Here is a 15,942-nt window from a genome sequence, read left to right as displayed (position 1 = left end):
GTATGCCATAAGGATGTGCCTGGAACATCTGGGCGGTGTACCTCCCATACTGACTCCGGACAATCTCAAATCTGCGGTAATCAGCAATGACAGGCATGAGCCGAAGCTGAACGCTGACCGGTCTTGTGGCGGTAGTAGGTGATGGAGCCGTCGGCAATATCCGATTTTTTCAGATAAGCCATGTCGACGAATGCCATGCCGCGCGTACAGTAACTGAATATGAAGAGGTCTCTTGCAAGGAGCAGGGACGGGTGGCCGGACAGGTTGAGCCTTTGCAGCTGGAGGATGGTCTCTTCGCTGACTGCCCGTTTGGGGGTAGGGGCGATGCCGGTGTAGACCTGGGCGAACGGGTAGGACTGTTCGGCCAGTTTTTCGCGTACGGCCTTGTTGTAGGCGGCGCGCAGGATGCGCATGTAGAACGAGCTGCTGTTGCGCCGGACGTTGCGTTGGGCCAGCCACTTCTCGTACCGGCCGATGAGGGTGGCATCTACGGCGGGGAGGGGAACATCGGTGCCTTTCAGAAAGGTGGAGAAGCTGCTCAGGGTGCGCCGGTAGTTGCGGGAGGTGCCATACTGGTTGTTGTCCTGAAGCCGGAGGATTTCTTTTTGCAGATACTCCAGTATGCCGTTGGAAGCCAGGTCGGACTGGAAGAGGCGGACGACATCGGTCAGGGTGTAGGGTTGGGAGGCGGCGTCCAGCTGTCGGACGATTTCGCGCAGTTTGTGTACGTCCTGTTCGATCTGTCTGCGGTAGGCCGAGACGGTGGCGGCGTTGTCGGGTGTGGTGATCAGTTCGCGTTTTTGAGGGTTCCACCAGTGGGGGAAGATCCGCATGGAGGTGGTAATCTGTTTGTTTTCCTGTCTGTGGCAAAGCTGGTAGCAGACCGCTCCTGCTTTCCCGTTGACCGCCGACGGGCGGAATTTTACTTTGATTGTTGCCATACTATTTTGTTTTTGGGATTTACATTGCGAAGCTAATGAAGAAGCGAGGAATAATTAAGAATGAAAAATTAAAAATTAATAGTTGGGTTTAGGGTTTAGCGTTTAGTGTTTAGGGTTGAGGGGGATTTTTTAGACGCGGATGACGGGGATGACGCGGATTTAAAAATTAATCTGGGTAATATGGCTGGATTGGTTTCGCTGAACATTTCTTTTATTTAGTGCCAAAAGAAATAGAATAAAATATTTTTCATATTGATATAATAATACAGGTTTTACTTCAAGCTGCTTTGATGGCGGAATTGCGAGGGGGACAGCCCTGTCGTTTTCTTAAAGATGGTGCTGAAATAGCGTTGATAGGTGAAGCCCAGGCAGTCGGATATTTCGGAGATGCTGAGGTTGGTGTTCGTCAGCAGCTTTTTCGCTTTTTCTATCTTGCGGTGGTTGATGTATTCGCTCGTTCCCATGCCGGTGGCCTGCTTCAGCTTGTTGTAGAGCGATGTGCGCCCCATGGCCATTTCGTTCTGCAAAAAGTGGTTGTCGAGGTTGGGGTTGTCGATGTTGTTGTCAATCACTTCGTTCAGGCGGGCGATGAAGCGCAGCCTTTCTTCCTGCTCGCGCTCGTTCTTGGCGATCAGCAGTTTGTACTTGTGCGCCATGCGCTTTTGCAGCAGCCATATTCCGCCGGTGAAGAGCATAATGAATATGAGCAGACAAAGGCCAATGAACCAGGGTCTTTGCCAGATGGGGGCCTGGACGTGGATGTGGAGCAGCTCCATGGGCTTGCTCCAATTGTTGTTGGTGTTGCAATTGGCCAGCAGGGTATAGTTGCCGGGATTCAAGTGGCCCAGTTCTACGCTTCGCGAGGCGCTTTGGATTTTCCTCGGTTCGTCTCCCTCAAGGATGTAGTTGAAGAGGTGCTTGCAGAAGGGCACACTTTCGTCAACAATCACTTTGAAGTTGATGGACGAGTGTTGGTACGGCACTACCAGCTTCCGGTGCGGCAATACGTCGCGGGTGATGTCCTTGCCGTCCAGGTTGATGCTGAGCAGGTTTACGGCGGGGGCATAGTCATCCACTATTTCGATGTTCTGGTTGATGACCGTCAGCCCTTGTGTCCCGCCCATGTAGATATTCTGGCTGAGCGACCTCGGCATGGGGGTGAAAATGTACTCGTTGGGCTTCACGCCGTCCGTCTCGTCCAATATCATGGTCCGCTTCTCGTGGATGAAATAGACCAGCAGCATGTTGTTGGCTCCTATCCAGATGCGCTCCTTGGAGTCTGATGTCAGGCTCTGGATGTTCTGGAACAGTATGTTTTGCACCTTTTTAGACAGCTTGCTTGCCGTGTCATAGTAGTACAAAGCGTAATCGCTGCCTATCCAGAAGTTGCCTTGGCTGTCAATGCAGGCCGAGGTGAGCGACTCGTTGCCTGAAACGCTGAAGAGCAGGGTGATGCTTTTCGAGGCCTTCTCAATTTGCAGCAGTTCTTTATAGCTCATGATGTAGATGTAGCGGTCGTCCTCATGCACAGGTTGCGCGTTCATGAGCTGGTAGTTTTCCACGTTGGGCGGGGTGGAAAGCCGGTAGGTTTCATGCGTATGCCGGTTGTATATATAAATGTGGTAGCCGAAGATGTAGATTTCGTCGGGGGTGGCATACAGGTTTACCAAGTCGCCTTTGGCAAACTCTTCCCGGGCTGTATGGCTGTCTATAAGTGGGTAGGGAGTAATCTGGGCCGTGCGCTTGTCGAAAAGATAAAACCCATCGTTGAAGCATGATATGAGCAGCTTGTCGGGGGAGAATGAGACGATGGACACCACTTTCTTGCCGCTTGTGGAGGGAAAATGCCGGAACAGTGTGGTGTGCTGGTCGTAGGCATTGAGTCCACCTCCGTCCGTGCCAATCCACAGTAAGGTGTCTGCCTCCTCGTGCAATGCGGTGATTGTCGGCTCGCTCAGGCCGTATGGAACGTTTGGCGGTGTGTCTTTGTACGTCTTGATGTGATTCTTGATGATGGCGAACAATCCGGCATGTACGCTCCCTCCCCAGATGTTTCCTTTCCTATCCTTGTAAAGGCAAAAGATGGAGTTGTTCGGCAGGGAAAGAGGGTCGCTCGGAATGTGCTTTATACATTTTACCTCATCGGTATGCAAGTCCAGCAGATTGATTCCCCCTCCGTCTGTGCCCATCCAGATGATGCTGTCCTTTTCTACAAAGTCAGAAACCACGTTGTGTGTAAGCTTGCCGTTTTGCACGGAGAAGTGCCCGTCGGGAGTCCCGTCGTGCCGGTATCTGAAAACTCCATTGCCATAGACCGATACGTACAGGCGCTTTTGGCTATCGACAAAAATGCTGTTGACATTGTGCTTCTGCACAAACGGGCAGCGCGACATGGTTTGCCGCTTCAGGTCGTATATCCAGATGCCGTCGTGTTTGCAGGAGGCGATGTAGGTTTGGTCATCCCAAAGGGCAATGTGCGTGATGCATTTGTTTAGATCTCCTTTTACTTCATTTATCAACGGGGCGAGTGACCGGCTCTGGTAATGATAGCTGTAAATCGTGTTGCGGCCACCTAACAGCAGGACACTGTCGGTATGCAGACAACTCCATGCTTCGAATGGCTTTCCTTCATACAGAAGTGGGCTGAACTGTTTAAGCGCCGGGTCAAACGTTCCGACCCCATGGTTGGTGGATAGGTATAGTTTTTGGTCGGCCCCTTCGGTGATGAATTTAATGTAGTTGTCGGGCAGCGATTTCGGGTCGGAGGGATTGTGAAGATAGTTTTTCAGTTCAGATTGGTCCCAGCTGTTGAGTCCGTTCTTCGTCCCAATCCATACGATTCCTGCATGATCGCAGAAGATGCATTGCACTCTGGTATGTGTCAGTCCCTCGTTAAGCGAGAAGGGGATGAAAGAAAGTGTCTCCTGGATGGCATGTAAGGGCAGACACAGAGTAAACGCAAAAAGTATGGCAGTTATGATGTGTCTCATGATATAAATGATTAATCCGGTCTCAAATATAGAGATTGTTTGGATAAAAATAGCCAAAATGAACATTTATTGATGTCTTAAGATTATTTGTTGACTTATCCAAATCTAAATTTGATACTTTATAACTATTTGTTGAGCAGGATAAAAGGCTGTTTATTTAATTTTAGTGGTCAGAGAAATAAACCTATATTAACAGTTATTTATTACTTAATCCTATTTTAATATGAGTAGTATAAGAAAAGTTGCAAGATGCTTGTTTTTGTGTATGCTTGTATCCGTATCTTCCACATGGGCACAAGTTACGCAAAACTATAGCGGTGTAGTAGTCGATGCTGCGAGCAGCGAACCTTTGATTGGGGTGAATATCACTCAAGAAGGAACAGAAACCGGTACAATTACCGATGTGGATGGGAGATTTGTCATTCATGCTACCGAGGGGGCCATGTTACACATCTCTTATATTGGTTATGAGACGCAAGAGGTGCAGTTGGGGAAGGAGACCAATTTGCAGATTCTTCTTAAAGAAGACCTGACCCAGCTGGACGAGGTGGTGGTAATCGGTTATGGTGCGGTGAAGAAATCAGACCTTACGGGGTCCGTTTCGTCTATCTCGACTAAACAGTACAAGGAACAGCCGGTGAAGCGTGTGAGCGATATTCTTCAAGGCCGTGTCACAGGTGTGCAGGTCACCAATACCGATGGTATGCCCGGTGGCGGTGTGAAAATTCGCGTGCGTGGTACTACCTCTATTAATACCGGGTGTGAGCCGTTGTATGTGACAGATGGTGTAGTGGGCGGCGGGCTTGACATGAACCCCGACGACATCGCTTCCATCGAGGTGCTGAAGGACGCATCTGCCACGGCCATTTACGGTTCGCGCGGTGCCAATGGCGTTATCCTTATCACGACTAAAAAAGGAGCAGAAGGCAAACCCAGCATTTCGGTTGAGGCTAATGTAGGTATCTCGAATATCATCAAGAAGTATGACTTGCTTTCGCCTTACGAATATGCACAGGCCCTGAACTATTATAGAGGAGGTGCTACTATATCGGCTGAAGATATGGAGGCATACCGCACAGGACAGAAAGGTATTGATTGGCAGGATATAATGTTGCAGACCGGGGTGAGCCAGGATTACAGAGTCAGTGTTTCGGGCGGTAATAAGAAGAACCGGTATTACATATCTGCCAACTTCCTCGATCAGACAGCCATCACCATTACTACCAAGAACCAGCGGGCACAGATGCGTGTCAACCTGGACAACGAGCTTACAGACCGTCTTACTATGTCAACGAAACTCAGCATGAGCTATTCGCATCGTCATAATGGCGATATCGACATGATGACTTTCCTGAACTACTCGCCTACCATGGAGATGCGCGATCCGGAAACGGGAATATATAATAAAGACCCGTACAATGCCGTTGACGCTAACCCTTACGGTCGGCGTGTGGAAAACTATGAGGATAGCTACAACTATAATTTTGATGGAAATGTAAACCTTACCTACAAGATTATTGACGGTTTGACGTTTTCTGCACAAGGCTACCTTAATTATAGCCATTCGCCCAGCTATACCTTCACTTCTTCATTGACAGCTCCCGGTGAGTTGAGCGGAATGACGAATAGCGGTGTTCATGGGGTGACGTGGCAAAACATTGAGAACGTTACTTACGACAAGACGTTTAATAAAGACCACCATCTTACTGCTACGGCAGTATTTGAATTGAGCGGCTACGAGGGTAAGAACATTTCAATAGCAGGTTCAGAGTTGAACAACGAGTTTGTAGGATATTGGAATGTGAACAATGCCGCAAATATTACGGCAAACAACGGATATTCCGCTTCATCCATGGTGTCGGCTTTAGGTCGTGTGATGTATAGCTATAAGAGCCGTTACATGGCTACCGTTACTCTGCGTGCCGATGGTTCTTCGAAATTCAGCGAGGGCAATAAGTGGGGCTATTTCCCGTCTGCCGCGTTGGCTTGGAATATAGCAGAGGAAAACTTCATGCAGAATCAAAATATATTTGATCAATTGAAACTGCGTGCCAGCTTCGGCGTGTCGGGTAATTCCGGTATTTCCTCTTACTCTACTTTGGGAATGCTCGCCGAAAAGAATTACGACTCGTGGGGAAGCGGACAAATATGGAACGGCTATTGGAGCGGCTTGCCCGCCACTCCCGATGTCACTTGGGAGAGCACTTATCAGTATAATGTAGGTGTGGATGCTTCGGTACTGGACGGACGCTTGAGCTTTACCGCCGAATGGTTCCGCAAGGATACCAAGGACTTGTTGCTGCGGAAACCCATTCCGGCTTATAACGGCGGTGGCAGCTTCTGGGTGAACCACGGCGAGATTCGTAACCATGGTGTGGAATTCAATATAGCAGCCACCCCGGTAGCTACTAAGGACTTGCGTTGGGATACTTCGTTCAATGCTTCTTGGCTGCACAACGAGGTGATAGACTTAGGTGGTGACGACTTTATTGTGGGAGAGAATCTTACAGGATTTGGCGCCGGCCCTATCGAGATTAAGAAGGTTGGCTATCCCATCGGTTCGTTCTATGTGTATGAATGGCAGAACTTCAGCAAAGATGGTCTGAACCTTTACAAGCATCAGGCAGATGGTAGTTATACCTCCACTCCTACAAGTGACGATTTGGTGGTGAAGGGTCAGGCTGAACCGAGCTGGACATTTGGCTGGAACAATACTGTGACTTGGAAGAATTGGACATTCAACTGTTTCTTCAACGCAGCTTTGGGAGCCGACCGTCTTAATATGAGCCGCTTTGCCATGTCTTCCATGGTGGGTAAATATAAATTCATCACCTTGGCCGATGCTTACTACAAGAGCTGGGACATGGTGGAGAACAAGGCCGATGCCCTTTACTCAACCCATAGTAACAGCAATAACAAGGATTATCCCGATTCAGATTTCTATCTGGAAGATGCTTCTTACATTAAGCTGAAAAACATCACTGTGGCTTATACCATCCCGCGTAAGTGGGCGCGCATAGCAGACTTGCAGCTCTCGGTAAGTGCCCAGAATGTCTTTACTCTGACCCATTATACCGGTATGGATCCGGAAGTAATCAATGCAGGCCCTTACGGACTCAATGGTGTGGATATGGGTGCTTATCCGGTTCCCCGTACCTTTACATTCGGTGTGAAACTTAATTTCTAAGTAACATAAAAAAACTCTCAATATGAAAAAGATATATCAATTATTGACGGCAGCCGGCATGGTGCTCTTGCCATTTACAATGACTGGTTGCCAGGATTTTCTGACCGAAGACCCCAAAGGACAAATGGCGGTAACAAATTTCTTTCAGACTAAAGGCGACTTGGATAAGAGCCTTAATGCCCTGTACGGCGTTTTGGCTAATGCCATGTATGCCAACAATGCCATAGGCTTTGATGCGGTACGAGGCGATGACATGAGTACCCACCCTGCCAGCAACAAACAGCCTATCCGTGAAGTGGATACTTATGATGTGTCTGATAACAATACTTGGGTGGATGAGTTGTGGACACGGCGTTGGGAAGTGGTGAAGGCAGCCAACTTCATCATTGAGAATGCTGGACGTACTCCCGTAGAAAAAGAGTATGTGGATGCTACGTTAGGGCAAGCTTATTATTGGCGCGCTTATTCATACTACTATCTGGTCACTACTTGGGGACGTGTGCCAATGGTAGTGAAAGATGAGGTGGAGTATAATATGCCCTTGGCTGAGGTGGAAGACATCTATGCCCTTATTGTGGATGATTTGAAAAAAGCAGAAACCATGCTGCCGGATAATTATACCAATGAACCTTATGCGCGTAATGGTGTGAACATAGCGGTGAATAACGCGGCTGCTAAAGCTACTTTGAGCTATGTCTATATGACTATGGCGGGATGGCCTTTGAATCTGGGTGTAGAATATTACAAACTTGCTGCCCAGAAAGCAAAAGAAGTGATTGACGGTGTGGAAGACGGTACGTGGAACTACCGCTTGCTGGATGAGTACAAGGATGTTTATTCGATGAAATGGAACGAAAACAATCCCGAAGTGCTTTTAGGAATACACTATAATCTTTCTTCGGGTGCGTTGACCAACGCCGTGGTGTGCGACTTTATGCAAGATATGGCTTATGGCGGCGGTTGGGAAGACACGCATGGTGAGATAAAATTCTGGAAAGATTTCCCGGACGGTCCCCGCAAGGAAGCAAGTTACTTCCCGAAAATTATTTTGCAAAGCGAAGCGAAAGAAGGTACGCTGCGCGACTGGTGGGAAGATCCCGACCCGGCATCTCCTCGCGTATCTCTGGCTCCGTGCTTTATGAAGAAAGTGGAAGGATTGAATGGTGCAGAATTTGACTATACCAATCCTGCAGCTCTGAGCTTTGAGGGTCAGAAACAGCATCAGGTAATCCGTCTTTCGGAGGTATATTGCTGGTATGCTGAGGCTGTAGGACGTGCTAAATTGGGTGGAGCCGATAAGACTGAAGCTATACGTCTGCTTAATGAGGTGCGTAATCGTGCCGATGGTGCAGAGAGCAATATTTATAGTGCTTCGATGAGTGATGAGGAATTGGCCGAAGCTGCTTATAACGAGCACGGCTGGGAGATTGGCGGTTATTATTGGGCAAATATTGCTACTCGTGCGCGCGACATGTTCCGCATGAACCGCTTGAAAGATCACTTTGAATATCGCAAGGAGAATCCTGAGATAGAGGTCGCTCCCGGTGTGTTTGTCAAAGAGGCCATACCCGTTACAGGTGTGTGGGATGACAGCAAGATGTACTTCCCCTATCCGGCACGCGATGCGGCGAACAATCCTAACTTAAAAAACTAATTCTAAGGAGCAAATAATATGAAGCTGAAATATTTCTGTATAGCTATTGCTGCTGTTTGCATATCTGTGCTCACGGCATGTAGTGACTTCATGAGAGAGAAAATGGATGTGGTCGATATGAACCTGTCGGGTAATGTCATTTCTTTTGAGGCAGCCCCGTCAACAGATCAGGATCAGACTATCCAAGTGGAAACCGATGCGTCATGGAAAGTGACGATTACCCAAGGCACGGAGCAATGGCTTACTGTGACTCCGATGGAGGGTACTGGCAATGCCACCCTTACTTTCCATGCAGACAAGAATACGGGGCCTGCACGTAGTGCCATAGTGACGGTGTCTGCCGTGCAAGCAGAATTGCTGGATATTACCGTCAAACAAAAGGCTCAAATGGAAGGGGATAAGTATAATCTTGACAGCTTTGACGGCCTGTTCTTCACCGGCTTGAACGATGCTCCCAATCCTATTACGTTGGTGGATCATGAAGGCTGTGAAGACGGTAAGGGTATTCGTATATATACCCGTCCGGGAGAAGAACATATGGGTACCAATGGTGATCGCTTCAAGGTGAACACCAATAAAATGTATTACTCCGGGCGTTACGAGTGGCGTGTGTATATTCCCAAATTGGGCATGAACGATCGTACCAGTGTGGCAGGATTCATTTATAATGACGACCGGCACGAGCTTGACTTTGAGATTTCTTCCGGAACTGCCGAAAATCGTGCTACGTATGGTGCTGCTGATGATGAACTGCTTTGCCTTATCTCCAGTCAGGCCAACCCGTTTGTGGGAGTGACCACCGTCATCAAAGCAGATGCATGGCATACCATTGCCATAGACATGAAGTTGAATGACGAAGGTAAATATGTGGCCGAGTGGCTGGTTAATGATGAACCTATCACTTCGCAGGTTATGGATTTCGGAGAAGAAATTGCTTTCCGTCCAATCTTTAGTGTGGAGAACCTGATGGGTATGGGCGACCATGCTGCCACGCAAGAGAATTATGCTATCTTTGACTGGTTCGAGTACATTCCTTATGAGTATTCGAAAGATCCTATTGGTGGCGATACCGACGAACCCGAGCCTGACGGAGAGACTGTAAGATGGGACTTTGACGACAATATGGTTCCTGCAGAGTGGGTATCTCCTGGCACCGCAACTGTTACCGATGGATGGCTGACGCTTCCTATGCCTAATTGCCATACTTTGATTAACGAGGATATGGGAGCCGGAAAGGTGACTTTCGAAATTGATGTTCCTCAAGTAAGTGTTGGCGAGAAGTACGTGGCAGGGCCTAATATTTCTGTAAACAATGTTCCCGGTGTGGAGCGTTCCTTCTCCATGTTCGTATGGGCCGGAAGCCAGGCAGACCGTGATGCGGTAGGTGCACTGCCGGGTCAGATGTTGGTACGTTGCTATACCGAAGCTTTGGGAGTGTTCAATTATCCTATTGATCCGGGCAAGCATACCTTTACGCTTGATTTGCGCCTGAATGCCGACGACCAATATTATTGTACCTGGATAGTGGATGGCGTGGATGTGACGACATTCCAGACTTGGTACACCTCGGCTGAAAACAAGTTCAACTTGCAATTCAGCACCATGTCAAATGGAGGTGGCTGGCAAGGTAGTACAGAGTGCTCGCGTGACTATGAAACCAAGTACAACTATATTGAGTATAAGAAATATGGTGAATCTGGGAGCGGGGAAGACAACACGGTTGCTTTCGAATTCGATGAGGCTCCGGCCGGTTGGACGTTAGGCGATGCTGTAATCAGCGATGGTGCCCTGAACGTTTCTAACGGACAGGTGGTGACTACCGATATAGTTGCCGGTGCTGCCAAGTACGCTTTTGAGCTGGATGTACCTGAAGTGCCAGCCGGCGAAAAGTGGCTGAACGGAGTCAACATCTATGCCACCAATGCGGAGGAGCGCACCTTCTCGATCTACGTTTGTCCGGGTGCGCAGGCTTGGCGCGATGCTGCCGGTGCCATTCCGGGCCAGATGCTCATACGTTGCTATACCGAGCAGATGGATCCTTTCTTCTTGGCCATTGACCCGGGCGTACATACGTTCGAGTTGGACTTGCAGCTTAACGAAGACGGATACCTGCCTATATGGTATGTGGACGGTCGTGAGATAACACGCAAGCAAACGACATATACTTCCGAAGACTTTACATTCGGGCTGGAATTCCGTAACTTTGTCGATGGTGCTGCTTGGCAGGGCGATAGCAACTGCACCAACACTTATACCGGCAAGTACAACTGGTTTAACTATACTCCTTATTGATATTATTAATTTAACACTTATGTAGATTCTGCTGCACTTTTTATCCGCCTGTTTCCTGTCGTAGGATGGGGTGTGGCGGAATCTACCTCTACAAAAAAAAATAATGAAGAAGATGATTTGTATGAAGAAATTCGTGTGTGTGGTATTGGCCGCATTTGGCTTGGCCGCTTGCAGTGTGAAGCAAACCGAGACTGTGCCAACCCCAAGCAAACAGCTACACCCTTGGGTCGTATACGGAGAGGAAAGTTCGTTTGCAGATCTTGAACCAGTGAAAGACATGATTGCCTCCGTTAGTGTTTTTGGCAATCCCCCGCGTGAGTATATCGATAAATGTCATGCGGCTGGCATTGAAGTGTATCGTGCCGTAGGCGGTAATGAAGAGTCAATCAATACTCCCGAAAAGATTGCCTCTTTGGTGGAAAGTTACGTAAATGACTGCCAAGCCAATGGGTATGACGGAATAGACCTCGACTTCGAGCATCTTTCGCCTTCAGTCCGTGCCACTTACTCGGATTTCCTGCAAAAGGCATCTGCCGCATTGCATGCCGCAGGCAAGAAGATGAGCCATTGCGTGGGCTTTTACCCGGCTCTTTATGCCGATGAAAACACGCAGATATTTTATGACCCGGCTGTATTGGAGAACACCTGCGACCTTGTGCGCGTCATGTGCTACGATATGTATTGTGCTCCCTGCATAGGCGTGAAAGAGCTGGCTCACCGTGATGACTGCCAGGGCGTGGGACCCACATCCAATTACCTCTGGACGCGCGAATGCATGCTTTATTGGAAAGAGCGTATCAGCGCTGACAAACTGGTAATGGCACTTCCCGCCTATGGCAACGATTATAAACTCACAGGCGACATTGCCGGTACGCAGATTTATGCCCCGAAGCCCGATAAAGCTGTTGGGGAACTTCCTGCTCCTACCTGGCTGTGCTATGAGAAGGTGAACATGTACCTTTACGACCACGAGGACGGATGCCGCCATCTGTTCTATGCGGCCGATGCCCGCAGCACCGAGTGCCTGCTTCAGCTGGCTGACGAGTTGCAGCTGCCTAAAGTCGGTTTCTGGCATTTCAGCAGCGTGTCGCCCGATACGTGGAAAGTGACGCGTGACTGGATGGAGAAATAACGGTAGAGTCGCTATTAAGTAGGGGTGTGCCAAAATGCAGATTTTGCTACACATCTATTAAGGTGCGTCAGATTACCCATTATGACGCACCATTATTTTTATCAATTAATCAAGTTGGATATGAAAAGAGCAATAGGGCTGTTCCTGCTTTTGTTGTCTGTTCAGTTGGGACAAGCGCAGGAGGCAAATAACCATAGATGGAATTTTGATGATTTGGAAGGGTGGCGATACGGGCACCAAGATGACAACCCGGCCAACCAATGTGAAATTAAGGATGGCATATTGAAGATATTTACAAGAGCAGAATCAAGGGACAGGAAGAAAGTCCGCACGGTTGATAAGATATACACTTCTGGCAGATATACATGGAAGACGTATATACCCCGGATGGGGAAAGGTGACCAGGCAAGTGTGGGCTCCTGGATATATTGTGACGACCATCATGAGCTTGATTTTGAGGTAGGATACGGCACCTCCAAGGCAAGGAAAGAGGTCGGGGCGGAAGACGATGATATGCTGGCATATATGACGAGCCAGGATTTTCCGTTCACGTCGGTGCCTGTCAAAATTAAGCCGGGATGGCATCTGTTCGAGATAGATCTTAAGCTGGTCGATGGCAAATATTATGCTACATGGTTCATTGACCAGGAGAAGCGGCATGAAGTGCAGCTTCAGTTCGGCAATGAGATATCATTCCATATTTACTGTAGCGTCGAGAACCTTGTATTCTTGGGGGATCAGATTCCGCAGCAGGAGAATTATGGACTGTATGATTATGTGGAGTATAAGTATCATAAATAAGAGAGGCACAAACAGATGAAGAATGTATTTCTTTTCTTGGGTATTTTTTTATGTTTCTCTTTAGCAGCCCAAGAAAACAGGAGCTATAGCCACCTGAATATGGCTTCTTCCCCGTTTGTCGTGGAAGATAATTACCTGTCGAAGCATGATATCGTGTATCTGTCGCCCACCCAGCTGGAGGCGGAAGGTTTTCCTATGGGGAATGGGGACATGGGAGGCATGATATGGAACCATGAGAATGGCATAGAGCTGCAAGTCAATAAGAACGACTTATGGACTTCGTTGATGCCCGAAGAGGAAAATGCTTCGGTTCTGAAACATGCGGCCCGTCTGAAGATTGATTTTGGCCTGCCTGTGTTCAGCTGGATTCACTTGAAAGATTTTGAGGGCAGGCTGTCGCTGAAGAATGGGGAAGCGGGCTATCGTGCCGATACTCCTTTCTCCAGAACTTGCATCAAGACGTGGCTGGCCCATGGCAAAAACGTATGGGTCATTGAGTGCGAAAACCTGCCCGATGCTGCAGGAACAGAGGGAAACTCGGTTGCTACCATCACGCTTGAAAGGCTTGGTAGCCGTGCTTTTGCCAGGTGGTATTCGGGAGGATTCCCTAAAGATCCTGCGGTTGGCATAGGCGAGACCGAAGCTGGCAAAAGAGGCAACGACATGGTGATTGAGGAAAAAGGCAATGGCCTGCATTTTGCCGTGGCTTGTAGAATCGTGCAGGGAGACATGGCGCCGGCATTGCTGAATACCCATACGGTAGAGCAGAAAACCGATAAGGAGTGCTTTACGGTTTTGCTGAGTGTGGCTACTGACCGTGAGAGTGCTAATCCGGTGGTGGAGCAAGCCGTGAAACTGTTGGACGAGGCCGAGAGCACAGGGCTGGAGCAGCTCAAGAAAGAGAAAGACGAGTGGTATAGTGCTTTCTGGTCGAATAGCTTCATGAAGCTGGGCGATGACTATCTTGAGAATATCTATTATCTGCGCCGCTACCTCATGGCTGCGGGTTCTCAGGGTGAGTTTCCTGTGACCTTCAATGGCGGATTGTGGCGTTGGAACAGGGACGTGATGAACTGGATTACCCCGCATCATTGGAATACCCAGCAGCAATATTGGGGATTGTGTGCGCAGAACGACTGCCAGTTGATGGTTCCGTATCTGGATACATATTTCAAGATGATTCCTGCTGCCCAGGCCTTGGCTAAAGAAAAAGGTGCGTCCAATGATGCCTTGCTGATAACCGAGGCGCATTGCTTTACCGGCGAGCAACTGAGCACGGATTGGGAAAGCATGAAGAACAACTTTACTCCGGCCTCGCAAATAGCATCCTTGTTCTGGGACTATTACGAGTTTACCGATGACGAGGATTTCTTGAGGGAGAAGGCTTATCCCTTTATGAAGAAGGCAGCCAACTTTTATTTGGACAAACTCCAGTGGGATGAGCGGAAGAAGGAGTATTACTTTCTCTCTTCCCTTTACGAGTCTGAAGCGATTGAATATGTGAAGAACTCCATGAGCGACCGCAATTGCATAGAGCAGCTTTTTGGTAATTGCATAAAGGCGGCCACGATATTGAAGGCCGATAAAGACTTGGTAAAGCGATGGAACTATGTGTTGAACCATCTTTGGAAACGGGGGTACGAACAATTGGAAGGGGCAGGGGAGGTGCTGTCTCCTGCGGAAGAATATTATTCGGAAGCACGCTATACACCCTGGATATGGGCGAATGGCGGCTTAGTGGCTTTCCCCGCGGGCTTGATAGGCATTGACGACAAAGACACGCGAATCGGCAAGGCGGTGATTAATCTGGCCAGATGGAAGAAAGATGCCAATGCTCACTATCCTATTCCGGAAGTTGCGGCACGCATGGGTCTGGGCGATGAGGCGTTGGAATATGTGATGAATGGTGTGAAGATTCATCAAATGTATCCTCAAGGCCTGATGCACAATGTAACGGGCTATCCCGACAATATATATGACCTGGCATCAAAGCACGACCTTCTGGGAGGGAAATATGTAATCCGTTCGCACGATTTCTTCCAATGCGGCATGGAGGCCATGAGCAATTATGCCACCACGATGAATGAAATGATGCTGCAAAGCAACGAGGGCAAGATCAGGGTCTTTCCGGCAGTTCCTTCTGCTTGGAATTCCACCAGGCTTGCTTTTACGCTGTTGGCACGTGGGGCATTTATTGTGTCGGCTGAAAGAAACGAACAGGCACGTGTAGGGCAGATAGGCATCAAAAGTCTGAAAGGAAACAGGTGTTTCTTGCAGAACCCCTGGGGCGATGAGGCCAAGATTGAGGTCATTCAGGTGGATAACGGTGCGAAGATGAAGTATAGGAAGAGTGATGACAATGTTATTTGCTTCTTGACTAAGCCCGGGAAAGAGTATATTGTCAGACTTGCAGATGATGTGCGGAAAGAGCGGACTGTTTTCACGGGAAGCCCGAATAAGCAAGTCAAAAAATTAGGCAATCGCATGTTGGGGAAACTGAGCGGATGGAATGATTTCCATTAAATCATAAGCCCAATCTAATGCGAATCGGAAGTTTTACGGTATGAGTATAACTTATTGATTATCAGTTGTTGTTTCGGGCGGCCTCCGAACAGCTTGTGAACGCGCTTCGTGCAGCCTTGGAACAAACGCCCCGGTAGCGGGCAAAAATCCCCTCCTGCGTTCGCGCGTGGGAGGGGTTGATTGGTTTATAAAAAAGCCCATTATGGTTGAGGGATTTTAGGCACGGAGGACGCAGATTATCACAGACTGAAAATAGAATCTGCGTCCTCCGTGTTATTCGCGTCTAAAGAATCCCCCTCAACCCCCACCGCTCACCCCTCAAGGCTCAACGTAAAAATCTGAGGAGTAAACCGTATAAAATCGTATCTTTGCAAACAACGAATCATCAGCAGCTATGGAAACAAACGGTTATCGCCTCCTTC

At 48.5% G+C, this 15,942-nt stretch carries 8 protein-coding genes; 6 read left to right on the top strand and 2 right to left on the bottom strand.

Annotated elements, in window-relative coordinates; translation table 11 throughout:
* Positions 1 to 80: 80 nt before the first annotated feature.
* Both OCV81_RS16295 and OCV81_RS16290 read right to left on the bottom strand, forming a co-directional pair.
* Positions 81 to 941, bottom strand: coding sequence for a site-specific integrase (locus OCV81_RS16295; protein WP_148330946.1), 861 nt, complete (start codon positions 939 to 941; stop codon positions 81 to 83).
* Between the two features lie 272 nt (positions 942 to 1,213).
* On the bottom strand, positions 1,214 to 3,931 hold the full coding sequence (locus OCV81_RS16290; RefSeq protein ID WP_262640465.1) for a two-component regulator propeller domain-containing protein: 2,718 nt from the start codon (positions 3,929 to 3,931) through the stop codon (positions 1,214 to 1,216).
* Positions 3,932 to 4,154: 223 nt separating this feature from the next.
* Between OCV81_RS16290 and OCV81_RS16285 the strand changes: the two genes are divergently transcribed.
* From OCV81_RS16285 to OCV81_RS16260, 6 genes are all read left to right on the top strand, one after another.
* On the top strand, positions 4,155 to 7,118 hold the full coding sequence (locus tag OCV81_RS16285) for a SusC/RagA family TonB-linked outer membrane protein (RefSeq protein WP_148330944.1): 2,964 nt from the start codon (positions 4,155 to 4,157) through the stop codon (positions 7,116 to 7,118).
* A gap of 22 nt (positions 7,119 to 7,140) precedes the next feature.
* Entirely contained in the window at positions 7,141 to 8,772 is a 1,632-nt protein-coding gene (locus OCV81_RS16280; RefSeq protein ID WP_071150341.1) for a RagB/SusD family nutrient uptake outer membrane protein, read from the top strand.
* 18 nt (positions 8,773 to 8,790) lie between these two features.
* Positions 8,791 to 11,064 carry a BACON domain-containing protein gene (locus OCV81_RS16275; protein ID WP_148330943.1) on the top strand — a complete coding sequence of 758 codons (2,274 nt, stop codon included), beginning with the start codon at positions 8,791 to 8,793 and terminating at the stop codon, positions 11,062 to 11,064.
* Between the two features lie 121 nt (positions 11,065 to 11,185).
* Positions 11,186 to 12,196, top strand: a complete 1,011-nt coding sequence (locus OCV81_RS16270) for a glycosyl hydrolase family 18 protein (protein WP_071150810.1) — start codon at positions 11,186 to 11,188, stop codon at positions 12,194 to 12,196.
* 120 nt (positions 12,197 to 12,316) lie between these two features.
* Positions 12,317 to 12,997: a hypothetical protein gene (locus OCV81_RS16265; RefSeq protein ID WP_148330942.1), complete on the top strand. Its 681-nt coding sequence runs from the start codon at positions 12,317 to 12,319 to the stop codon at positions 12,995 to 12,997.
* 15 nt (positions 12,998 to 13,012) lie between these two features.
* Positions 13,013 to 15,520, top strand: a complete 2,508-nt coding sequence (locus OCV81_RS16260; protein ID WP_148330941.1) for a glycosyl hydrolase family 95 catalytic domain-containing protein — start codon at positions 13,013 to 13,015, stop codon at positions 15,518 to 15,520.
* Positions 15,521 to 15,942: the final 422 nt, after the last annotated feature.

It is taken from the genome of Phocaeicola fibrisolvens, from assembly GCF_025567125.1.
GTDB classification, from domain to species: domain Bacteria; phylum Bacteroidota; class Bacteroidia; order Bacteroidales; family Bacteroidaceae; genus Phocaeicola; species Phocaeicola fibrisolvens.
The sequence above is the reverse complement of the archived record's forward strand: the minus strand, read 5'-3'. Positions and strand labels throughout refer to the sequence as shown.